Origin of the sequence: Streptomyces sp. NPDC127100, from assembly GCF_042724095.1 — a bacterium.
Classification (GTDB): Bacteria; Actinomycetota; Actinomycetes; order Streptomycetales; family Streptomycetaceae; genus Streptomyces.
Genome location: NZ_JBHXFL010000007.1, coordinates 106,359 through 128,777, shown reverse-complemented (window position 1 = coordinate 128,777; position 22,419 = coordinate 106,359). Strand labels below are relative to the sequence as shown.

15 protein-coding genes are annotated in these 22,419 nt (G+C 75.9%); 10 read left to right on the top strand and 5 right to left on the bottom strand.

All coding sequences use genetic code 11. The features are described from left to right. Window positions 1–12 precede the first annotated feature (12 nt). The 10 genes from ACFWJB_RS10670 to ACFWJB_RS10625 all read left to right on the top strand — a co-directional run bounded on the left by ACFWJB_RS10670 (window position 13) and on the right by ACFWJB_RS10625 (window position 17,730). Complete coding sequence (locus tag ACFWJB_RS10670) at window positions 13–1,095, top strand: MerR family transcriptional regulator (RefSeq protein ID WP_386921620.1); 1,083 nt, start codon at window positions 13–15, stop codon at window positions 1,093–1,095. 74 nt (window positions 1,096–1,169) lie between these two features. Further along, window positions 1,170–2,024 carry a DUF4132 domain-containing protein gene (locus ACFWJB_RS10665; RefSeq protein WP_386921618.1) on the top strand — a complete coding sequence of 285 codons (855 nt, stop codon included), beginning with the start codon at window positions 1,170–1,172 and terminating at the stop codon, window positions 2,022–2,024. Beyond that, window positions 2,021–7,237: a hypothetical protein gene (locus tag ACFWJB_RS10660; RefSeq protein WP_386921616.1), complete on the top strand. Its 5,217-nt coding sequence runs from the start codon at window positions 2,021–2,023 to the stop codon at window positions 7,235–7,237. The genes ACFWJB_RS10665 and ACFWJB_RS10660 overlap by 4 nt, the downstream gene beginning before the upstream one ends. A 32-nt stretch (window positions 7,238–7,269) precedes the next feature. Beyond that, window positions 7,270–8,439, top strand: a complete 1,170-nt coding sequence (locus tag ACFWJB_RS10655; protein WP_385470696.1) for an AAA family ATPase — start codon at window positions 7,270–7,272, stop codon at window positions 8,437–8,439. A gap of 5 nt (window positions 8,440–8,444) precedes the next feature. Continuing rightward, complete coding sequence (locus ACFWJB_RS10650) at window positions 8,445–12,266, top strand: DUF5682 family protein (RefSeq protein WP_386921614.1); 3,822 nt, start codon at window positions 8,445–8,447, stop codon at window positions 12,264–12,266. Continuing rightward, a complete protein-coding gene (locus tag ACFWJB_RS10645) occupies window positions 12,263–14,179 on the top strand; it encodes a hypothetical protein (RefSeq protein ID WP_386921612.1) in 1,917 nt (638 codons plus the stop codon). The genes ACFWJB_RS10650 and ACFWJB_RS10645 overlap by 4 nt, the downstream gene beginning before the upstream one ends. Before the next feature lie 177 nt (window positions 14,180–14,356). Beyond that, on the top strand, window positions 14,357–15,490 hold the full coding sequence (locus ACFWJB_RS10640; protein ID WP_386921610.1) for a cellulose binding domain-containing protein: 1,134 nt from the start codon (window positions 14,357–14,359) through the stop codon (window positions 15,488–15,490). Window positions 15,491–15,670: 180 nt separating this feature from the next. After that, window positions 15,671–16,750, top strand: coding sequence for a lytic polysaccharide monooxygenase (locus tag ACFWJB_RS10635; RefSeq protein WP_386921608.1), 1,080 nt, complete (start codon window positions 15,671–15,673; stop codon window positions 16,748–16,750). A gap of 133 nt (window positions 16,751–16,883) precedes the next feature. Continuing rightward, window positions 16,884–17,273: a luciferase family protein gene (locus ACFWJB_RS10630; protein WP_386921606.1), complete on the top strand. Its 390-nt coding sequence runs from the start codon at window positions 16,884–16,886 to the stop codon at window positions 17,271–17,273. An 88-nt stretch (window positions 17,274–17,361) separates the two neighbouring features. Then, window positions 17,362–17,730, top strand: a complete 369-nt coding sequence (locus ACFWJB_RS10625; protein WP_385466278.1) for a DUF779 domain-containing protein — start codon at window positions 17,362–17,364, stop codon at window positions 17,728–17,730. A gap of 51 nt (window positions 17,731–17,781) precedes the next feature. Here ACFWJB_RS10625 and ACFWJB_RS10620 read toward each other — a convergent pair whose 3' ends face one another. The 5 genes from ACFWJB_RS10620 to ACFWJB_RS10600 form a co-directional block, all read right to left on the bottom strand. Beyond that, window positions 17,782–17,976 (bottom strand): hypothetical protein, encoded by a 195-nt coding sequence (locus tag ACFWJB_RS10620; RefSeq protein WP_385466275.1) that lies wholly within the window; start codon window positions 17,974–17,976, stop codon window positions 17,782–17,784. Window positions 17,977–18,090: 114 nt separating this feature from the next. Continuing rightward, window positions 18,091–18,954 carry a phosphatidylinositol-specific phospholipase C/glycerophosphodiester phosphodiesterase family protein gene (locus ACFWJB_RS10615; RefSeq protein ID WP_386921603.1) on the bottom strand — a complete coding sequence of 288 codons (864 nt, stop codon included), beginning with the start codon at window positions 18,952–18,954 and terminating at the stop codon, window positions 18,091–18,093. Between the two features lie 184 nt (window positions 18,955–19,138). Then, complete coding sequence (locus ACFWJB_RS10610; RefSeq protein WP_386921601.1) at window positions 19,139–20,218, bottom strand: acyl-CoA dehydrogenase family protein; 1,080 nt, start codon at window positions 20,216–20,218, stop codon at window positions 19,139–19,141. After that, the gene (locus ACFWJB_RS10605; protein ID WP_385466267.1) at window positions 20,215–21,396 is read right to left on the bottom strand and encodes an acyl-CoA dehydrogenase family protein; all 1,182 of its coding nucleotides are present in this window, start codon (window positions 21,394–21,396) and stop codon (window positions 20,215–20,217) included. Before ACFWJB_RS10605 ends, ACFWJB_RS10610 begins: the two co-directional genes overlap by 4 nt. After that, window positions 21,393–22,364, bottom strand: coding sequence for an NADPH:quinone oxidoreductase family protein (locus ACFWJB_RS10600; protein ID WP_386921599.1), 972 nt, complete (start codon window positions 22,362–22,364; stop codon window positions 21,393–21,395). Before ACFWJB_RS10600 ends, ACFWJB_RS10605 begins: the two co-directional genes overlap by 4 nt. Window positions 22,365–22,419 lie beyond the last annotated feature (55 nt).

The window sequence follows — 22,419 nt, the reverse complement described above, 5'->3', positions numbered from 1 at the left end:
GTGGAGAGCGAGATGCGCAGCATTGGTGAGACGGCCCGCGACAGCGGCCTGGGCGTGAGCGCCCTGCGGTTCTACGACCGTGCCGGTGTGCTGGTCCCGGCCCGGGTGGACCCGGTGAGCGGCTACCGCTGGTACGCGCCGGAGCAGGTGGAAGAGGCACGGGTGCTGGTCCGGCTGCGGCGGGCGGGCATGCCGCTGGCGGACGTCCGGCTGGTCCTGGCCGGCTGGTCCGGCGCGGACCGGGACCTGGTGCGCACGCTGCTCGAGGCGCATCTGCGCCGTCTGGAACAGGGCCTGTCCGAGGCCCGCGACGAGTTCTCCACGCTCCGAGCCCTACTCGACCACAGGGAGAACCCCATGACGTCGCTGCGTACCGGTACCGTCCGGCTTTCCGTCCCCGCGCCCGAACTGGCCGCCGCCTTGGACGCCGTCCGCTTCGCGGCCGGCACCGACCCCGCGCTGCCGATGCTCGGCGGGGTCCTGTTCGACCTGGAGGACGGCGCACTGCGCGTGGTGGCCACCGACCGGTACCGGCTCGCCGTGGGACGCCTCGACGCCGCCGGGTACTCCGGACCCCGTGTGCAGGCCGTCGTGCCCACCCCGCTCGTCGACGCGATGCGGGCGCTGCTGACCGGCCGGGAGGACGTCCGGCTGACCGTGGACGGCGGCCGGGTGACGCTCGAGAGCGGGGACCGGCAGACGGCCGGTCAGTGTCTCGCGCACGACTTCCCCGACTACCGCCGTCTCGTCCACCTGCCGTCCGGGTGCCGGGCCGACGTCGACGTGCCGGCCTTCCGGCGGTCCCTCGAGACCCGTCCCTTCCGCCCGGACGAGGCCGGCGGGCAGGACGGCACCGGGAGCGTCCTCAGCGTGCTGCGCGTCGCGGACGACGGCACGGTGACGGTCTGCGACGACGGCGACGAGGCCCCGGACCGCACGGCCGTGAACCGCGCGTACCTGCTGCACGCGCTCGACGCCGGCGCCCGGGACCGGCTGGTCCTGGAGTTCGGCGCACCTACCGCGCCGCTCGTGATCCGCCGGCCCGACGACGAGGACACGTTCTCGCTGCTGATGCCGGTCCGCCTGGACAGCTGACCGCCCCGCGGCAGTGTCAGTGGCCTGTCCTAGAGTTCCCTGCACTTGATCACTGCGGGTGCGGGGAGGCACGTATGGGGTGGGTGACGGCCGGGGACTACGAGGTCGCCCTGGACGGCGGGAAGGTGGTGTGCCGCAACGCGGCCGGACGGCGGCTGAAGTCGGTGCCCGCCAAGCTCGCGGACGATCCGGCCGTGGTCGGGCTGCGGCAGCTCGCCGAGTGGCTGGAGCGGCACGAACGCCAGTGCCTGACCGACGTGGAGCGGTGGATGGTCCGGTCACTGCCCGTGCCCCTCGACGTCCTCACCCGGGTGTGGCCCGATCCCGCCTGGCGGGCCGCCCTGCGCGACCTCGTGGTCACCGGGGCGGACGGCGAGGTCGCGGGGTTCCTGCGGGACGCCGACCCCGAGCGCGGGCTCGGTCTCGTGGACCTCGACGGGGACACCGTGCGCATCGCCCCCGCCCTCGTCCGCCTTCCCCACCCGGTGCTTCTGGAGGACCTGGAGGAGCTGCGGGAGTTCGCCGTCGAACTCGGCGTCGAGCAGCGGGCCCAGCAGCTCTTCCGCGAGGTCTGGCACCGGCCCGCGGCGCCGGACGCCGAGGCCACCTCCGTCGAGGAGTACGCGGGTGGCGCCTTCAGGGAACTGCGTTTCCTGCACGGGCGGGTCACCCAGCTCGGCTACCGCGTGCGCGGCGGATACGCCGTCTGCTCCGTACGCGAGGAGGGGCACGGCGTCGAGGCCCGCGTCTGGGTCGGCGACTACGAGGGCTACGAGGAGACGGAGACCGGTCCCCTGATGTGGACCGACGCCGCCGGGCAGGTGCTGAAGCTCGGCCGGGTCGGGCCCGTGGCCTGGTCGGAGGGCATGCGCATGGCCGCGGCACTGTACGCCGGACGCGACATCGAGGACGAGGAGCGGGCGGCATGAGCAGCACGCACAGGACGAACACCGCCGGCGGCAGGCACTCCCGCGACGACGCCACCGCCGCCGCCCTGCTCGAGGCCGGCGCCGTGCTGCCGGCGGGGAGCACCGTCCGCGAGGACGCCGACACCCTCACCGTCCGCACCTACACGCACCCCGCCCTCGACGGCCGCAGTGTCGTCCGGCTCGTGCCGGGCACCCTCGGCGAGGCCGAGGACCTCGCGCTGGACTTCCTCGGACTGGCCCGGGAGCCGGAGACGCCCGAGGTCGGCCAGGTCCGGCGGGAGACCCTGGGTTTCCCCGCCTGGGCCCTGGTCAACGACCCGGCCAACGGGCACCACGCCCTGGCCCTCGTCAAGGACGTCGAGCGGCTCGCCCGGCAGGCCAAGTCCCGTCCCGGCACCGCCAAGGAGGGCTTCGAGGAGCTCGGCGAACGGCTCGGCCGGGCCGTGCCGCACTTCCTGCCCACCTTCTACGAGCAGGCCGCCCGCGTCTTCCTCCAGCACGACAACACCACCTACGCGGCCGCCTTCTTCGGCAAGGCGCGGCAGGCCGAGCGGGTGCACGCGCTCACCGTCGACGAGGAGCGGCAGCGCGCCGTCTTCCTGGAGTTCGCCTTCGCCGGGGCACTGACGGTCAAGGCGCTCAAGGAGCACGTGAAGGACCTCGCCGCGCGGCTCGACGGCGCCCGGGCGTGGGACCAGTTCCGGCAGCTGACCGTGGAGCGCTGCGCGGCCGGCATGCCGCCGTACGCGTCACTGCCGCAGGACGCGCGGTCCCTCATCAAGGCCGCGGGGCTGCCCCGGGTCGAGGCGGAGTGCGCCCTGGTCGCCGACCTGATCGCCTCGCCCGCCGCCGTGCGGGCGCCCGCCTCCTTCTGGACCGCCTACCGGGCCACCCTGCCCGTCCTCGCCGGACGGCACCCCGGGGCACGGGCCCGGCTGCTGGAGATCATGCCGGCCGGACTGGGCCACGCTCCCGAGGACGACGAGTTCTGGCTGACCCTGCTGGCCGAGTGCGGCGCCGACCGGCTGCTCACCGGCGAGACCGACGGCTCCGGCGGGGACCGCGCGGCGGACGGCGACGGCAAGGACGGCGATGCGCCGGAGGGTCCCGGTGCGTCGGACGGCGGCGGCGCCGCGGACTGGCTCGGCCGGTGGGCCGCGCACCGCAAGCACGGCGCCGCGGTGTGCGACCGCTCCCAGGCCACCCTCGACCTCGTCGCCCGCATGGCCCCGCGCCTGCGCGCCGGCGGACGGCCGGTCGACCTGTTCACGGGCCGTCGGCACGCGGGCGCCGACCTCGACCTGCTCGACCTGTGCGTGGCGGAGGGCATACCCCTCTCCCTCCCGGACCCCGGCACCGAGGTCCACCTGGGCCTGGACCGCTGGGTGCTCGACACCCGGCCCGGGCGGCGGGACCTGGCCGCCGTCGCGGCGGACCCGCGGCTGCGTCCCCTGCTGCTGCGCGCCGTCGGTTCCGTGGGCCGCGAGCGCCACACGGCCAAGGTGCTGGAGCACCTCGCCGGGCACCCCGTTCTCGGCGGCGTGCTGCACGAGTGGCTGGACGGCGCGGTCGCGGAACTCGAGGGCGCGGTGGGCCTGCCCGGGGCCCGCGAGGCGCTGCACCGGCTGACCCCCTACCGTCCCGTGGCCCCCCGCGTCCATCCCGAGGCCGTCGCCCGCGTCGCCCGGTACGAGACCGCTCCCCTGCTCGGGCGCACCCTGCGGGCCGGCATCCTGGACGAGCTGGGCTGGCCCGCGCTCGACGAGGCGCTGCGGCTGCTGGACGCCGAGACGTACCAGGACCGCGACAACACGCTGATCGTGAACGAGGCCTGGCCCTGCCTCATCCTGAGCCGGGGGAAGAGGGCGGTCGTCGTCGGCCCGGACGGCATCGTGCTGCAGCACGAACTGCGGCTACCGGTCGACCTGGGCCGCTGGCAGCGCCCGCAGTTCCGCTACACCGACGGTGAACTGCTGGTGGTGTGGTGGCACGACGGCAAGCAGCGCGGCTACTGGTCGGCCCGGCCGGCCGAGGTGATCACGCTCACCGGTGAGCAGGTGGTCCACGCGTGGCACAGCGACAGCACCGGCGCTCCGTCCATCCCGCTGCCCGGAGGCGGCCGGGCCACCGGCGGTCGCACCCTGCACGCCGGCGACACGGTCCTGCCCGCCGGCCGCCCCCTCCTCGGCGACGGCACGCTGCTGTGGCGCCAGGGCAGACAGGGACGGCAGCGGGTGTGGCTGGAGTACGACCCGGAGACGGACACGCACGGACGCGCCTCCCTGCCCGCCTTCCTGCGCTCCGGCATCCGGGACGACGCGACGCTCTTGCAGGACCAGTGCGAGACCCTGCCCCTGCGACCGGGCCTGGAAGGAAGCCCGTTCGGCACCGACGGAGCCGTCCTCGGCCGCTGGGTGCGCGCCGAGGACGAGGCCGACGAGGCCCGCACGACCACCGGGACGCCCGACGGGCGCACCGTCACGCTGCGGACGCCGCGGGGCGCGGCACGGGCCGTTCCGCTCGGTGCGCTGCGGCTGCCCGGCGGTGCCGAGCCGGTCGTCGCCCGCCGGCACCGCCGGATCGACCTGTTCTCGCCGGACGACGGCACCGCGGCCGGCGAACTCGGCGGGGTGACGCCGAACGAGCGGGGCGGGACGTACGCCGCGGGCACCCGGCTCGTGCCGCCGCTCGCCTTCTGGCACGCCCTGCGTCCCCGGGACGAGGCCGCCTCGGCGGTGCTGCGCGCCCTCACCGACGAGCAGGCGGCCGGGATACTGCGCGACGCGGCCCGGGCTCTGGCCGAACGTCAGGCCCAGGTGGCCGCGGCCGCCGCCGGCGGAGATGCCGGCGGCTCCACCGGGCAGGCGGGTGGCGCGAGGGGGTCGGCCCGCCGTCCCGGCCGCATGGGCCGCCCCCGCACGGGCGTCGGCGCATCCGGTGGCACCGGCGCGGCGGTGGACGGCGACGGCAAGCCCGCCGTGCCGACCGCGGACGAGGTCGTCCGGCGCGCGGTGTCCCGGTCGCTGCCCGGCGTGACCGACGAGCGGCTCCTGACCGGCGTGGCGTCCCTGGTGCGCGCGGCGCTCCAGCTCGCCGACACCGCGACCACGTTCGTGACACCGCCCGTCGAACAGCCGAAGCGGGACCTCGCGGCGACCGAGGGCATGTTCCCGGACTACCGCCCCGAGCACGGCGACGACCAGACGGTGCGCGAGGCCACCGCCGGCCTCGCCGGTCTGTGGGGAGGCTGGCGCGGCAAGGACGAGTGGAACACGCTCCGTCAGATCCGGGCGGTGAACCACGTGCTGTCCGGGAAGCCCGCCGGCGGGAGGAAGCTACCCGACAGCGCCCGCCTCGCGACCTCCGGTGACGGATGGGACAGCGACGAGCACACGATCCCCGGCATCGGCATGGTCTGGCCGCCGCTGCTGGGCGTACTGCGGCCGCTCGCCTACCGTGCCGCCTCACCGACCCTGCCGGAAGCCGGACGGGAAGCGCTGGCGCTGCTGTTCGAGGCGCTCGCCGAAGGACCCCTCGCCGTGCCCGGCGGCGTCCTGCGCGAGACCGTGCTGAGCGAGCCGGGCGACGACCGCAAACGGGTGGGGCAGGTGCTGCGCCGGGACGGCCGGACCGTGGTGATCCTCGGTTGCCAGAACGTCGACTACCACCGGGGGCTTGTCAACTGGCTCGCCCTCGACCACGATCCCACGGGCGCGTTCGGCGCCGTCGCCCACTTCGTCCTGCAGCGTGAGACCCGGTACGCGTCGCCGTTCACGGCCGACGGACTCGCCTCGATCGCCCGGCTGGTCCGGGAGAAGGGCGCCGCTCCCTGGCAGCCCGAGGCACCCGCCGCGCTCGCCGCGGCGACGCGCGGAGGCGTGGGGCCCCTCCAGGCCACGGTGCTCCTCGCCGGGCAGCCGACGGAACTCACCGCCGACGCACTCGCCACGACCGGACTGAAGCCCCGCCAGTTCGAGGCGGCCCGGGGCATGCTGAACTCCCTGGATGCCGAGGACCGCGCCGCGCTCACCGGTGCGCTGCTGCCCGAGGACCCCTCCGACCTGTGGACCCGCGGGCCCGACACGGAGGCGGCCGGCCGGGTGTGGGCCGAGCGCCTCGCCTCCCTGGTGCGGGTGCCCGAGGACACGGCCGACTGCCTCGGCGGGCTGCCGGCCGGCCACGCCGAGGAGGTCCTCAACCCGGCCCGCACGCCGTGGCTCGGCCGCACCACCGTCCAACGGCCCGACAAGGACGGCCGGCTGGTCGCGGAGGACCCCTCCGCGCTGCCCGGCGGCCGCGACCTGACCGGCGCCCTGGCCGCGCTCGGCGCGCTCGCCTACGCCCTGCCCTACGGCCACCCGCTGCGGGCCGCGCTGCCGGACGGCCTGGCCGCCCTGCGTCGCCGCGTCGCCGATCCCGGGCTGCTGCTGGGCCTGGACGTGGATTGGACGGAGAAGGGCGCGTCCACCGCCGTCGAGCTGCGCAAGGCGTACGGGCTGCCCGCGGCCGGCGGGGCCGACGCGGACGGCACGACCTGGCTCGGCGAGGCGCTGGCGCTGCGTCCCTCGCACGGCGACATGGAGACCGTGCTGGTCCGCCCGGCCGGCCTCACCGGTCCGGACGACGCCGTCTTCGGACTTCTCGAAGGACTCGTGGGCCCCGGGCGCGGCAGGGCCCTGCGGACCCTGCGGACCCTGCTCGGCGACGAACCGGCCCGGGTCGTCGCCGCCGGCTCGGACGCCGCGGGCCCCGTCGGCTTCGCCCAGGACCCCACGGTCGGCGCGCCGGAGCTCGTCGCCGAGGTCGCCGCGGCCCACGGCTTGGGCGAGGACGCCGCGGTGCTCTACCTCCAGCTGCTCGCCCTGCCCGATCCGACGGACCGCAACGTGGCCCGCTGGACCGGCTGGAAGCCCGCCCGGCTGAAGAAGGCCCGCGCCGAACTCGCCGCTACGGAGCTGGTCGTGGAGGCCAAGCGGTCCCGGGCCGGGCGCTCGCTCTTCCTGCCCTGCGGCTGGCTCGACCTCAGGTCCCCCGCCCTGCCGGTGGAGACGTGGAAGGAGGGCCTCTACCCGGTGCGCGAAGGACTGCGGGCCGTGCCGCTGCTGCCGGTGCCCGAGCTGTTCGCCCGTGCGTGGGAGCGGGTCCGCGCCGGCGACGCGCCCGCCTACGAGGAACTCGTCACCCGTGCCCCGCGCAGGGGCCGCCGCCGATGACCGCCGTCCCGAGCCCAACGGAAGATCCGTCGATGACCACCACCCTGTCCCCCGACACAACCCGCCAGATCGTGCCGCCGGAGGACCGGTACGCCACCGAACTGGCCTTCCTCGCCGCGTACGACGCGGGACCGCGTCCGCCCGCCTGGCGGCTCACGCCCCGGGCGGTCGTCACCTTCGTCATGGGCAGCGACGGCCTCGCCCTGCGCCTGCCCGACGACGCCGAGGCGCCCGAGGGCGTGCCGCGCCGGCTGGAGGTGGCGGGCAAGTTCGTCGGCGACCGGGCGCTGGTCGAGCGGTGTGTCGTCACCCTGGCCGGGGAGCGGGGCCTGCTGCTGGTGGGCGAGCCGGGCACCGCCAAGTCCATGCTGTCCGAGCTGCTGTCCGCCGCCGTCTGCGGCACCAGCGGCCTGGTGGTGCAGGGCACGGCGGGCACGACCGAGGACCAGCTGAAGTACGGCTGGAACTACTCGCTGCTGCTGGCCCAGGGGCCCAGCCCGCAGGCCCTCGTGCCCTCGCCCGTCCTGACGGCGATGCGCCGCGGCGGCATCGCCCGGGTGGAGGAGGTCACCCGCTGTCTGCCGGAGGTGCAGGACTCCCTGGTCTCCCTGCTCTCCGAGCGGCGCATCGCCGTGCCCGAGCTGGCGGGCACCGACGGCTCCCTGGCGCACGCGGCCCCGGGGTTCAACCTGATCGCCACCGCGAACCTGCGTGACAAGGGCGTCTCCGAGATGTCCGCCGCGCTCAAGCGCCGCTTCAACTTCGAGACGGTCGGCCCGATCCCCGACCTCGATGCGGAGACGGCCCTGGTCCGCAGCCAGGCGCGGGCCTCGGTCGAGCGGGCCGGGGCGCCGTTCCGGGTCGACGACGCGGTACTGGAGGCGCTGGTCACCGCGTTCCGCGACCTGCGCGAGGGACGGTCGGCGGAGGGCTGGGAGGTCGAGCGGCCGTCCACCGTGATGAGCACCGCGGAAGCCGTGTCCGTCGCGGGCGCGCTGGGGCTGGCCGCGGCCTACTTCCCCGGCGACCGCGACGTGCTGGGGCTGCTGCCCGGCCATCTCCTCGGCGTCGTGCGCAAGGACGACCCCGCCGACGCGGCCCGGCTGCGCGGTTACTGGGACGGTCCGGTGCGGCGCCGCGCGGAGCAGGGGTCGGCCACCTGGCGCACCCTGTGGGACCTGCGCACGGTCCTGGAGGCCTGACCGCCGTGTCCCTCTCCCCGCCCTCCTCGCCCTCACCGTCCCTGTCGCCCGGCGAGGCGGCCGACGCCCTCACGGACCCGGCGGTGCCGTATCTCATCGGCGTCCGGCACCACGCGCCGTCCCTGGCCGCGGCCGTGCCGGCGCTGCTGGACGGAGCCGCTCCGGACGTCCTGCTGGTCGAACTCCCCGCCGAGATGCAGGAGTGGCTGCCCTGGCTCGGCCACGAGGAGACCCGGGCGCCGGTCGCGCTGGCCGCGGCGCCCACCGAGGGGGGCGGGGGGCCGGCGTTCTATCCCTTCGCCGACTTCTCGCCCGAACTCGCCGCCGTGCGCTGGGCGGCCCGGCGCGGGGTCCCGGTCGTCGCGTGCGATCTGCCGCTGGCGGACCGGGCGTGGGGTGCGGGCCGGGGCCCCGGCCCGACGCGCACCGGCCCGGAGTCCGGCCGGCGGGATCTCACCACCGCGCTGCGGGCCCGGCTCACCGGCCGTCCCGGTGAGGACCTCTGGGACCGTCTGGTCGAGGCGACGGCTCCCGGCTCCGCACCCGAGGCGCTGCGCCGTGCCGCGCTGCTGACCGGGTGGGCCCTGCGCGAGGAGGCGGCCGCCTCGGGCGGGGTGCCCGAGCTGGATCTGCGCCGCGAGCAGTGGATGCGGGACCGGCTGGCCGCCGCCACCGCGCACGGCGAGCGGGCCGCCGTGGTCGTCGGCGCGTTCCACGCCCCGGCCTTGGCGTTCCCCGCCGGGGAGACGGCGAGCGGGACCGTCGCGGCCGTCGGGACGGCAGCCGCGACGGACACCCGGACCGGAGCCAAGGCGGGGGCCGGGCGCGGAGCCGACACGGAGGCCGACGCCCCGCGGGAGACGGGGATCGGGACCGACACGACCGCCGGCCCCGGAGCCGGGACGGACGCCCCCGCCGGAGCCAAGGCGAGGGCCGGGCGCGGAGCGGCAACGGAGGCCGACGCCCCGCGGGAGTCGGGCGCCGGAACAGGACAGGAACCGGAGGCCGGGACCGGACGGGAAGCGGGCGCCGGCACCGGGCGGCCGGTGTGGACGACCTCGCTCATCCCGTACACCTACGCACTCCTGGACGAGCGGTCGGGCTATCCGGCCGGTATCCGGGACCCGGAGTGGCAGCACCAGGTCCTGGGCGCGGCGGGCGATCCGGCCGCCCTGGAGGAGGCACTGACCCGGACGGCCGTGCGGGTGTGCGCGGGCCTGCGCGCCCTGGGGCACCCGTCGGGGCCCGCCGACGCGCGTGAGATCACCCGGTTCGCCTCGGACCTCGCACGGCTGCGGGGGCTGCCGGCGGCGGGCCGGGGGGAACTGGTCGAGGCGGTGCAGTCGGTCCTCGCGCAGGGCGAGCCGTACGGCAGGGGGCGGGCCGTCGCGCGGGCGATGGAACAGGTGCTCGTCGGCACGCGCGAGGGCCGTCCCGCGCCGGGGGCGCCGCGCAGCGGCCTCGCCCCGGCGGTCGAGGCGGAGGTGTCGGCCCTGGGCCTGCCGGGCCCCGGGTCCGGCGTCCCGGGCGGCGCGAACGCCCGGGACCTGCGCCTCGATCCGCTGCGGTCCGACCTCGACCGGCGGCGGGACCTGCTGCTGCGCCGGCTGACCGTGTGCGGTGTGCCGTACGCCGAGCCGCGGGAAGTGGCCGGCGCGGGCGGTGCCGAGGCCCTGACGACCCGGTGGGAGGTGCGCTGGACACCGGCGACCGAGGCCATGCTGTCCGCGGCCGGTGTACGCGGTGTCACGCCCGCGCAGGCCGCCGAAGGGGTACTGCGGGAACGGTGGCGGGCGGAGCGGGACGAGGGCGGGCCCACGCCCGCGCAGACGCTGGAGGGACTGCGGCAGGCGGCGGAGTGCGGACTGCCGGAGCTGGCGGACGCACGGCTCGCGGAGGCCGCCGAGGTGCTGCCCGGCGCCGCGAAACTGTCCGAACTCCTGACCGGTCTGGGACTGCTCGACCGGTTGCGCGCCGGCCACTTCGCCGGGCTCGGCGCCGACGAGGACCGTACCGCCCGGGCCGCCGCCGTGGCCGGGCTGCTGACCGCCGCGGCGGTGCGGCAGGTGGACGGCATGGCCGGCTGCGAGGACCCGGCGGACGCGCACGCCCTGCTGGAGCTCGCCCACCGCGCGGACCTCCTCGGCGGCGTCCGGCTGACCGACGCCCTGGCCCGGCTGGCCCGGGACGGCTCGCCCCTGATGCTCGGCGCCGCCGGAGCCGTCCGGGTGCTCCTCGGACACGAGGACCCGCACTCGTTCGGCGAGCGTGTCGCCGCATGGGTCGACACGGCGAACGACCCGGCATCCCGGTCCGCGCTCACCGCGCGGCTGACCGGCCTGCTGACGGCCGCCGGCCCGCTGCTGGAGTCGGCGGCCCCGGCGCTGGAACCACTCCTGAACCGGGTGTCCGAACTGCCCGACCGGGATTTCCTCGACCGCCTGCCCGCGCTGCGCGGCGGCTTCGACGCCCTCAGTCCGGCGGCCCGCGACCGGCTGCTCACCACCGTCGAGGAGCGGCTGGCCGTCGGTCACCTGGGTGACACGGGCGCCGTCGATTCCGTCGCCCTCGCCCGGTGGACGGGCGCGGACCTCGCCGCCCGAGCCGCTCTCGGCGCACTCGGTCTGCTGCCCCCGCCACCGGCCGGCGAGGCCGGAGCGTCCGGGTCCGCCGCCGCGCACGGGCACGCGACGCCCGCCACCCCGGCCGAGGAGCGCCGGCCGGCCCCGGCCGACCGCTGGCGGCTCGTGCTGGGCCGCCGGACCGACCGGCTGTCCCCGTCGGCGGCCGCCCTGGCCACGGCCCTGGACGAGCTGTACGGCAGCGGGCGGGGCGAGGGCAGCCGCGGTGGCCCGGGCGGAGCCGGCCGCGGCAAGGGGGGCCGGGAGGCTCCCTACCCCGGCGTGCGGGAGTGGTCGGAGGACCTGGAGGCGCTCTTCGGTCCGGGCATCCGCGAAGAGGTGCTGGCGGCCGCGGCCGCGTCGGGCCGGCCGGACGTCCTGTCCGAGCTGCACCCGGACAGCGCACGGCCCTCCGTCGACCTGCTGCGGACCGTGCTGCGCCACGCGGGCGGCCTGCCCGAGGCGCGCCTGGCCGCGCTGCGGCCGCTCGTCCGGCGGCTGGTCGACGCACTGACCCTGCAGCTGGCCACCCGGCTGCGTCCCGCGCTGCACGGCACGGTCCTGCCCCGCCCGAGCCGCCGGCCGGGCGGCGGCCTGGACCTGGCCCGTACGCTGCGGGCCAACCTGGCGTCCGCCCGCCGCGGCCCGGACGGCACCGTCCGGGTCGTCCCCGAGCGGCCCGTCTTCCGCACCCGTGCCCGGCGCGCCGCCGACTGGCGGCTGATCCTGGTGACAGACGTGTCGGGGTCCATGGAGGCGTCCACGATCTGGTCCGCGCTCACGGCCTCGGTGCTGGCGGGGGTGCCCACCCTGTCGACGCACTTCCTGGCCTTCTCCACGGAGGTCATCGACCTCACGGACCACGTGGACGACCCGCTGTCCCTGCTGCTCGAGGTCAGCGTGGGCGGTGGCACCCACATCGCGGCGGGTCTGCGGCACGCCCGCGAGCTCGTCACCGTGCCGTCGCGCACCCTCGTCGTGGTCGTCAGCGACTTCGAGGAGGGCTACCCGGTGGGCGGCCTGCTCGCCGAGGTGCGCGCCCTGGTCGGAGCCGGCTGCCACGTCCTGGGCTGCGCGAGCCTCGACGACGCGGGGCGGCCCCGGTACTCCACCGGTGTCGCGGGCCGGCTCGTCGCGGCGGGCATGCCGGTCGCCGCCCTCAGTCCGCTCGAACTCGCCCGCTGGGTAGGGGAGAAGATCTCGTGAACGCGCACCTTCCGCCGGTCGACACGGCGGTGACCGCCGAGCTCGTCGCGGCGCTGACGCCCCGGCTGCGCAAGCGGCTGGACGCGGGGGTCGCCAAGGTGGCGGGCCGGCCGGCGGTCCGCGACGGCGACGTCGTGCGCGTCGCCGTGGACGACGACACCGACCTCGAACTGCACGCCCCCGCGGGCGTGGTGGCCAGTGCGGACGCGATCCGCTGCGGGTGCCTGCTCGCGCCCGACTGCCTGCACCGCGCCGCCGCGGCCTCGGCCGCACCGGTCGCCGACCCGGCACAGTCGGCGCCCGCCGCCCCGGCCGAACCACCCACCACGGACCCGGCACAGCCACCCAACGCCGATACGACCGCACCACCCACCACGGACCCGGCACAGCCACCCGCCGCCACGGCCGCACCACGTGCCCAGGGCCCGGCGGAGCCCTCGGACACGGACCCGGCGCAGCCGCCACCGGCCGCCCCGCGCCCCTCCCCCACCGCTCCGCCACCGTCCTCCGCCGTTCCGCAGCCGGCCCCCGGCACGGCCACCCCCGAGCAGCGCGCCGCCGCGGTCGACCTGCGGGACGCCGCCGCCGCGGTGCTGGAGGCCGGGACGGACGGCGCCGGCGCCGTGGTCCAGGCCGAGCTGCTGCGCGCGGCGCACACCGCGCGGCTCGCGGGTCTCCCCCGGGCGGCGGGCCGCGCGGTCTCCGTCGTCACGGCGTTGCGCGCCGCCCGGAGCGCCGACCCCGCCTACCGCCTCACCGACCTCGCCGCCGCCCTCCGCGACGTCCTGGCGACCGCCCACCGCCTCCCGGACGCCGTCGGGCAGGAGCTCTCCGCGTTGCGCGGCAGCGTGCGGCAGCCGTACACCCCGAACGGTTCGTTGCGTCTGTACGGGCTGTTCTCGGAGCCCGTCCTCACGGCGACCGGGTACGCGGGCGCCGTCACCTGGACCGCCGACGCGACGGGCACGCTGTACACCGTCTCCGACGTCGCGCCGGGCGGTGCCGGCCGGGCCACGGGCGCCGCCGACCGCGGTGTACGCATCGGCGACACGACCCTGACCCACCGTGAACTGTCGCGCGCCGGGCTCGTCGTGTCCGGCGCGACGGTCTCCCCGACGGGCCGCCTGGGCGCGGGGGCGGGCGTCCGGGCGGTGCGCGCCTCCGGTGCCGCGTGGCACGCCGAGCCGCTCGACCGTCTGTGGGCGGTTCCGGTGGCCGAGCAGGTGTCCCGTGCGCTGACGACCGACCAGGACCTGCTGTTCCTCGACGTCACGCTCACCGGCACGGTGCGCGAGGCGGCGGGCGAGTGCCTGCTCGCCGACTGCGCCGGGCTGACGCTGCGTCTCGCCGCCGCCCATGACGACCCCGCCCTGCCCCACCGCGACAACCTCCGCCTCCTGGCGGACGCCCCGGGGGCGCGGCTGCGTCTCGTCGCCCGTCTCACGCCGGCCCCGTTCCCGCGCGCCCTGCTCCTGGCCGTCAGCCATCCCACCGACCCCGGCGCCCGGGTCGACCTGGGACTGGACCGGCTCCGCCGCGCGGACCTGCCCGCGCCCGTACCGCCGGCCGCCGTGCCGGCGCCCGACATCGACGAGGCCCCGGTGCATCTGCTGCGCAGGCGGGTCCACCAGGCCGCCTCCGGCGGGCGCCGCGTGCTGGCGTTCCCCGGCGGCGGTGCCGCCGACGGCCCGCGGCTGCGCCGGCAGGGCCTGGCGACGGCCGGTGAACTCCTGGACGCGCTGCACGCCGCCGCCACCGACCGCGGCCGGGACCCCTTCGGCCGGCTCCTCCCGGCGGACGCCGGCCGCTTCGCCCGCGCCTGGCTCGCCGCCGCCGTCTACACGGAGGAGATCGACCGGGCCCTCTGCGCCGCCGCGTGGGGTGCCCGGGCCCAGGGACCCGCCACCCGCTGACCTGGGTCTTCGAGATTCGTTCGACGGCATCGGTGCGCACAGCCTTGTCAGGGACATGAGCTACTCCTACAGTCCTGAGCACACCGGTAAGTGGGAGCGCTCCCACCCGTGGGGAGGTGGGAGCGCTCCCGCGCCGGCTCCCCCCACGTCCCCGCACCCTCCCGGAGAGGCCCCCACATGCGACCGTCATGGCATCAGGTCCGCCCCTTCCGACGCTTGTCGGGCGCCCTTCTCGCGGCTTTCGCCGTCGTGGTGTCCCTCGTCACCACGGCCGCGCCGGCCCAGGCGGACACCGCGATCTGCGAGGCGTTCGGCACGGCGACGATCCAGGGCCGCTACGTCGTCCAGAACAACCGCTGGGGCACCGGCGCGACGCAGTGCGTCACCGTCACCGACTCGGGCTTCCGGGTCGACCGGGCCGACGGCTCCGTGCCCACCAACGGCGCCCCGAAGTCGTACCCGTCCGTCTTCGACGGCTGCCACTACACCGTCTGCGCGCCGGGCACGCGCCTTCCGGCCCGGCTGAGCGACATCGCCGAGGCGCCCACCAGCGTGTCCTTCGGCTACGTCGACAACGCGGTCTACGACGCCGCCTACGACATCTGGCTCGACCCGGCGCCCCGGACCGACGGGGTGAACCGGACCGAGATCATGGTCTGGTTCCATCACACGGGCCCGGTCCAGCCGGTGGGCGCCAAGGTGGGCACGGCCACCGTGGCGGGACGCTCGTGGGAGGTGTGGTCGGGCAGCAACGGCTCCAACGACGTGCTGTCCTTCGTCGCCCCCTCGGCGATCACCAGCTGGAGCTTCGACGTCATGGACTTCGCCCGGCAGGCCGTCTCGCGCGGACTCGCCGCGAACGACTGGTACCTGACGAGCGTCCAGGCGGGCTTCGAGCCGTGGCAGGGCGGCGCGGGGCTGGCGGTGACCTCCTTCTCCTCGGAGACTGACACGGACGGCGGCCCCTCCGGGCCCGGCGAGCCGGGCGGTCCCGCGACGTGCGAGGTCGCGTACGCCACGAACGTCTGGCCGGGCGGCTTCACCGCGAACGTCACCGTCACCAACACCTCCGCCTCCCCCGTCGACGGCTGGCGGCTCGCCTTCACGCTGCCCTCCGGGCAGCGCGTCACGAACGCCTGGAACGCCTCGGTGACCCCCTCAACGGGCGCCGTCACGGCGACCGGCCTGGGCCACAACTCCCGGATCGCCCCCGGCGGCAGCCTGACGTTCGGCTTCCAGGGGACCTACGGCGGCTCCTTCTCCGAGCCGGACGCCTACCGCCTCAACGGCACCGCCTGCGCGACCGCGTGACGCCGGACGGCCGTCTACCGGCCGTACGGCGGTGTCATCCCCTCCCCCCCCACTCCCCCGCCCGTCCGGTCGGTTCCTCCCCCGGACGGGCGGGGGCTCCAGCACAGGGCAGAACACCCACCTCCTGATGGTCACGAACGGATCGTCGACATCGTCCACTGAGCGAAACAGGAGACCCCCATGGTTCGACGGAACAGATACCTGTCCCTGGCGGCGGTGCTCGCCACCCTGCTCGGCGCGCTCGGCGTGACCGTCCTGTTCGGGCAGGGCCGCGCCGAGGCGCACGGCGTGGCGATGATGCCCGGCTCGCGCACGTACCTGTGCCAACTGGACGCCGTCACAGGCACCGGTGCCCTGGACCCGACCAACCCGGCGTGCCGGGACGCACTCGACCGCAGCGGGGCGACGGCGCTGTACAACTGGTTCGCCGTGCTCGACTCCAACGCGGGCGGCCGCGGGGCCGGTTACGTCCCGGACGGCACGCTGTGCAGCGCCGGCGACCGTTCCCCGTACGCCTTCTCCGCCTACAACGCCGCCCGCTCGGACTGGCCCCGCACGCATCTGACGTCGGGCGCGACGATGAAGGTGCAGTACAGCAACTGGGCGGCCCATCCCGGCGACTTCCGCGTCTACCTGACCAAGCCTGGCTGGTCGCCCGCCTCCGAGCTGGGCTGGGACGACCTCCAGCTGATCCAGACCGTGACCAACCCGCCCCAGCAGGGCTCGCCCGGCACGTCGGGGGGCCACTACTACTGGGACCTGGCGCTGCCCTCGGGCCGTTCGGGCGATGCGCTGATCTTCATGCAGTGGGTGCGTTCGGACAGTCAGGAGAACTTCTTCTCCTGCTCCGACGTCGTCTTCGACGGCGGCAACGGCGAGGTGACCGGCATCCGCGGTTCGGGCGGCACGCCGACCACGCCGCCCCCGACCACGCCGCCGCCCACGCACTCCGGCGACTGCATGGCCGTCTACTCCGTGGTGAACTCCTGGAGCGGCGGCTTCCAGGGCTCCGTCGAGGTGATGAACCACGGCACCCAGCCGCTGAACGGCTGGGCCGTGCAGTGGCGGCCCGGGGCGGGGACCACGCTGGGCGGGGTGTGGAACGGCTCCCTGTCGAGCGGTGACGGCGGTACGGTCACGGTGCGCAACGTGGACCACAACCGTGTCGTCCCGCCGGACGGCAGCGTGTCCTTCGGCTTCACCGCCACCTCCACCGGCAACAACTTCCCCGCGGGGACGATCGGCTGCGTGGCGCCGTAGTACGGCGAAGGCGGGCGCCGCGCGACCCCGCGCGGCGCCCGCCCGGGTATTGGGCGCCCTCCCCGACCTCACGTGCCGGTTACAAATCGCTCAACCCCTGGTTGCGACGCGGTGATCCGGCGACGATGGGGGCATGACTCTGGCCCAGCGCGCCTTCGAGCGGCTGCACGCCTGGCCCGACCTCACCACGGGTCCGGCCAGTTGCGGAACCGGGCGGGCACTGCGCTCCGCCGATGACGAGATCGTCCACTTCCACTCGGACCGGGACGTGGACCTCCACCTGACCCACCGGGCCATCCAGCGCTTCCAGTACGACCTCGGCGGTTCCAGTGCGATACACCTCGTCCCCGGCTCCCGCTGGGTGACCGTGCACCTGGACTGCGACGCGGACGTCGACCTGCTGCTGAGCCTGGTGAGCATCGCCCTGAAGGCCCATCAGACGCAGCAGGCCGCGGACCCGCCCTCGGGGTGCAACTTCCACCGCGTCACGGTGCTTCCCCGCTCGGCCGCCGGGGGGATCTGAGACCCGCCCACGGCGGCGCCCGGGTTCCCGCCCCGCGGCCCGGGCGCCGCAACGCACTCGCAACCTTCCCCGTGCTGGCATGCGGGGCATGGGCGACACATACGAGGAGATCCCGCGCGTCGAACTCACCGCCTCGGCGGCCGGCCTGCTGCGGCGCCTGCGGGCAGCGCACGGGCCCCTGATGTTCCACCAGTCCGGCGGCTGCTGCGACGGCAGCGCGCCCATGTGCTACCCGGCCGGCGAGTTCCGCACCGGCGCGGCGGACGTCCTGCTCGCGGAGCTGGTCGTGGAGGGCGTCGAGGAACCGGTGGCGTTCTGGATGTCACGCAGCCAGTTCGCGGTGTGGAGCCACACCCGGCTGATCGTCGACGTCGTCGAGGGACGGGGCAGCGGTTTCTCGCTGGAGGCGCCCGAGGGGGTGCGCTTCCTCATCCGCTCCCGCGTCCTCGACGCGTAGCCGCCGGGGCGCCGCCGGGACCGTGGGGCCCGGCGCACCGCCCCGCCCCGGTCAGGGTCTGAGGCTGCCGACGATGTCCGCCGTGGCCATGAGACCGCTGTTGATGGTCGGGGCGATGCTCGTGCTCGCCAGGTAGAAGCCGAGCAGCAGGCAGACCAGCGCGTGGGAGATCTTCAGCCCCCCGTTCCGCAGGAAGAGCACCGCCAGGATCGTCAGGAGCAGCACCACAGAGATGGAAATGGCCATCGTCAACCTCCTCCGCCACGTCCACTTCGCGGCGTTCGGCCGCAAGTGTGGCGCAACGGAGGGTTTATCCGGGCGGCTGACCTGTCCTCCGGACGAGTGAAGTTCCGGCGGCGGCTACGCGCCGCGGCGGGCGTCGAGGAACGCCTCGAGCCCCGCGAGGTCGTCGGTGTTGAGGTGGTCGACGCCCGCGGCGAGCAGTTCGCCCCACACCGCGTCCCGGGCGGCACCCGGCTGGTCGGGGGTGGCCCAGAAGCGCACCCGCTGCCCGCGCCGGTGCGCCGCGCCGACGAGGTCGCGCAGCTTGCCCCGCTCCGCCTCGGGGAAGGCGCCGACGCCCTGCCAGGTGAAGTTGAGCGTCCAGTTGTCGCTGATCAGCGGCACGAAGGAGGCCGGGGCCGTGGTGCCGAGGTCGGCGAGACGGCCGTCGTAGAAGGCCAGGCGCGTGCGCTGGGCGGCCATCGGCGCGCGGGCGGCGCGGTCTCCGGAGACCACCACGGTGACCGCGCCGGGGTGGACCCGGCCGTGGGCGTAACCGGTGAACAGGTGCGTGTAGCGGCGCAGGAGACGGTCGAGCTCCAGGTACGCCGACGCCCCCTCGGTCTTGATGTCGACGAGGAGCTGCAGGGAGCGCCGGTCGCCCCGGTAGACGCGGCCGTGCCGGGCGCGGACGCGGGCGGCGAGCGGGTCGAGGTAGAGGGACTCCAGGGTGCGGGCGGGGTCGAGGTCCTCGGGGTCGTGGGCGACCAGGAGCCGCCCGTCGACGAGGTAGATGTCGGCCTCGACGCTGCCGAAGCGGTGGTCGAGGGCGTCGAGGAGGGGGCGGGGGTGCTCGTAGTCGTTGTGGGCGTGCGCACGCCACAGCGGGCGGGGACCGCGCCTGCCCTCGCCCGCCGACGCGGTGCCGGCGGGCAGGGCGACCGCGCCCGCGAGGGCGGCGCCGAGGGTGGTGAGGGCTCTGCGTCGGGTGGTGAGGGCCATGCTCTGCCTCCCTGGAGGTGCCGTACGGGACGCCTGTGAGTATGGGGGCCCGGGCGCTCAAGGAGCAGAGGTGTGCAGGGAGTTGTCCGGACGTCCGCCGGTCGTTCATGTCGCGGGAACGGCACGCACGGGCGATGCCCGCCCCCCGAGGGGGACGGGCATCGCTTCCGCCGGACGGGCGCCGTCAGGGGGCGCGCAGGTCGGCCAGTTCGGCCAGCGCCTCCCGGTGGGCGCCCGCCGTGCCGTGGGCGATCGCGTCGGCCTTGGCCCGCTTCAGGTAGAGGTGGACCGGGTGCTCCCACGTCATGCCGATGCCGCCGTGCAGTTGCAGCGCCTCCTCGGCGACGTGGACGGCGACCTGGGCCGCGTACGCCTGGGCCACGGCGACGGCCACGTCGGCGTCCTGGCCGCTCGCCAGCGCGTCGGCCGCGTTGCGGGCGGCGGCGCGCAGACCCGCGACCTCCAGCCACAGCCGGGCGAGCCGGTGCTTGATCGCCTGGAAGCCGCCGACCTGGCGGTTGAACTGCCTGCGCTCCCCGAGATAGCGCACAGTCTCGGTCAGCAACCAGTCGGCGAGGCCCAGTTGCTCGGAGGCCAGCAGTCCGGCACCGGCTCGCAGGGCGCGCCGTACGGCGGGCTCCGCGTCGCCGAGCCGGCGTCCCGGCGCCCCGTCGAGGACGACCGCCGCCACCGGCCGGGTCAGGTCCAGGGAGGAGCGCGGGGTGACGGCCGCCGCGCCGGCGTCCACCGCGTACAGGGCGCCGTCGTCGGCCGGGACGAGCAGCACGTCGGCCACGGCGGCGTCGGCGATGCCGGTCAGCTCCCCGTGCAGCGTGCCGTCCTGGATCCGTACGGTCGCGTAGGCGGCGCCCGGTGCGGTGTGCAGGCCGACGGCGAGGGCGCCGATGCGGCGTCCGGCGGCCAGCTCGCCGAGCAGGTCCTCGGCGCCGCAGGCCAGCAGGGCCTCGGTGGCGACGACGGCACTCGTCAGGTACGGCACGGGTGCGACGGACCGGCCCAGCTCCTCCAGGGCGACCGCGGCCTCGCGGTACGTGGCGCCCTGGCCGCCCTGCGCCTCGGGCACCAGGAGCCCGGCCAGGCCCATGCCCTCGGCCAGCGACTTCCACAGGGCGAGGTCGTGGGGCGCGTCGGACTCGGTGCGCGCGATGACGCCCGCCGGGTCGCAGTGGCCGGTGAGCAGGTCACGGACGGCGGCGCGCAGCGCCTCTTCCTCCTCCGAGTACAGCAGATCGGGCTCGCTCATCGGGCCAGGTCCTTCCAGGCGACGTCCTTGTCGGTGCGCGGTTCGGCGGGCAGGCCGAGGACGCGCTCGGCGACGATGTTCAGCAGGACCTCGCTGGTCCCGCCCTCGATGCTGTTGCCCTTGGACCGCAGGTAGCGGTACCCGGCGTCTCGGCCGGTGAAGTCCACCAGCTCGGGGCGGCGCATGGTCCAGTCGTCGTACAGCAGGCCTTCCTCGCCGAGGAGTTCGACCTCGAGGCCGCTGATCTCCTGGTTGAGGCGGGCGAAGTTCAGCTTCATGCCGGCGCCCTCGGGGCCGGGCTGGCCGGCCGCCAGCTGCTGGCGCAGCCGTACGCCGGTGAGCCGGGCGACCTCGGCCTCGACCCACAGGCCGAGCAGCCGCTGGTGCAGGTCGTGGGTGCGCAGGTCGGGGCGGTCCCGCCAGGTCTTCGCGACCTTGCCGATCATGCCGCCCTCGCGGGGGATCGGCGTTCCGCCGATGGCGACGCGTTCGTTGTTCAGCGTGGTCTGCGCGACCCGCCAGCCGTCCCCCGTCGCGCCCAGGCGCATGGCGTCGGGGATGCGGACGCCGGTGAGGAAGACCTCGTTGAACTCGGCCTCGCCGGTGATCTGCCGCAGCGGACGGACCTCCACGCCGGGGTCGGTCATGTCGCAGAGGAAGTAGGTGATGCCCCGGTGCTTGGGCACGTCGGGGTCGGTGCGGGCGATGAGGATGGCCCAGCGGGCGAGGTGCGCGCTGGAGGTCCACACCTTCTGCCCGTCGACGATCCACTCGTCGCCCTCCCGCACGGCCCGCGTGCCGAGCGCGGCGAGGTCGGAGCCGGCACCCGGCTCGCTGAACAGCTGGCACCAGACCTCCTCGCCCGTCCACAGCGGGCGCAGCAGCCGGCGCTTCTGCTCGTCGGTGCCGTAGTGGAGGATCGTCGGCGCCGCCATTCCGAGGCCGATGCCGATGCGCCGGGGGTCGTTGTCGGGGGCGCCCGCGGCGGCGAGCTCGGCGTCGACCACGGTCTGGAGGGAACGGGGGGCGTCGAGTCCGCCGAGGCCCTCCGGGTAGTGCACCCAGGCGAGGCCGGCGTCGAAGCGGGCCCGGAGGAAGTCGAGGCGGCCGGTGGCGGCCGGCGGATGGGCGGCCAGCAACTCCTGTGTGCGGCGGCGCAGTTCGTCGGCGTCGGTCATGCGGCGGCTCCCTTCTCGAGGACGACGGCGACGCGGCCGGTCGTCCGGCCGTCGGCCACCCGCTGCACGGCGTCCGCGGCCCCGTCGAGCGGCACCCGCTCGCTCACCAGCGGCCTTACGGCGCCCCGCGCGGCCAGCTCGGTGAGCTGCTCGTGGCAGTGCCGGACCAGCTCGGGGTTCTTGGTGTTGTACAGGCCCCAGTGCAGGCCGAGGACGGCGTAGTTCTTCACCAGGGCGTGGTTCAGCGCGGGGCTGGGGATGGTGCCGCTCGCGAAGCCGACGACCACGATCCGGCCCTCGAAGGCGACGGTCTTGGCGGACTGGGCGTAGGCCTGGCCGCCCACCGGGTCGTAGATCACGTCGGCGCCCCGGCCGCCGGTGGCCTCCTTGACGGCGGCGACGACGTCCTCGCTCCGCCGGTCGATCACGACGTCGCAGCCCAGTTCGCGGGCGACGGCGGCCTTTCCGGCGCCGCCGACGACCCCGATGACCTTCGCCCCGGCCGCCTTGCCGAGCTGCACGGCCGCGCTGCCGACCCCGCCGGCGGCGGCGTGGACGAGCAGGGTCTCACCGGCCTCCAGCCGGGCCCGGCGGTGCAGGCCGAACCAGCCCGTCTGGTAGCCGATGTGCAGGGCGGCGGCCTCGGCGTCGTCCAGGGTGTCCGGCGCGGGCAGCAGGGCGCGGGCGTCGGCGACGGCGTACTCGGCGAAGCCGCCGTGCGGGAGCACCGGGTTGGCGATCACGCGGCGCCCGTCCTCGGTCTCGCCGCAGACCTCCACTCCGGGCGTGAACGGCAGGGGCGGCCTGACCTGGTACTGGCCCCGGCACAGCAGGGCGTCCGGGAAGTTGATGTTGGCTGCCCGGACCCTGATCAGGACCTGGCCGTCGCCCGGCGTCGGGGGCGGGACCTCGCCGAGGCGCATCACCTCGCTCGGCTCGCCGTTCTCGTGCACCTGCCATGCCTGCATGCGGGGCCTCCACGCGACTGTCGGTCCGGGTTCTCCCGCATACTAAGCGGTCGCT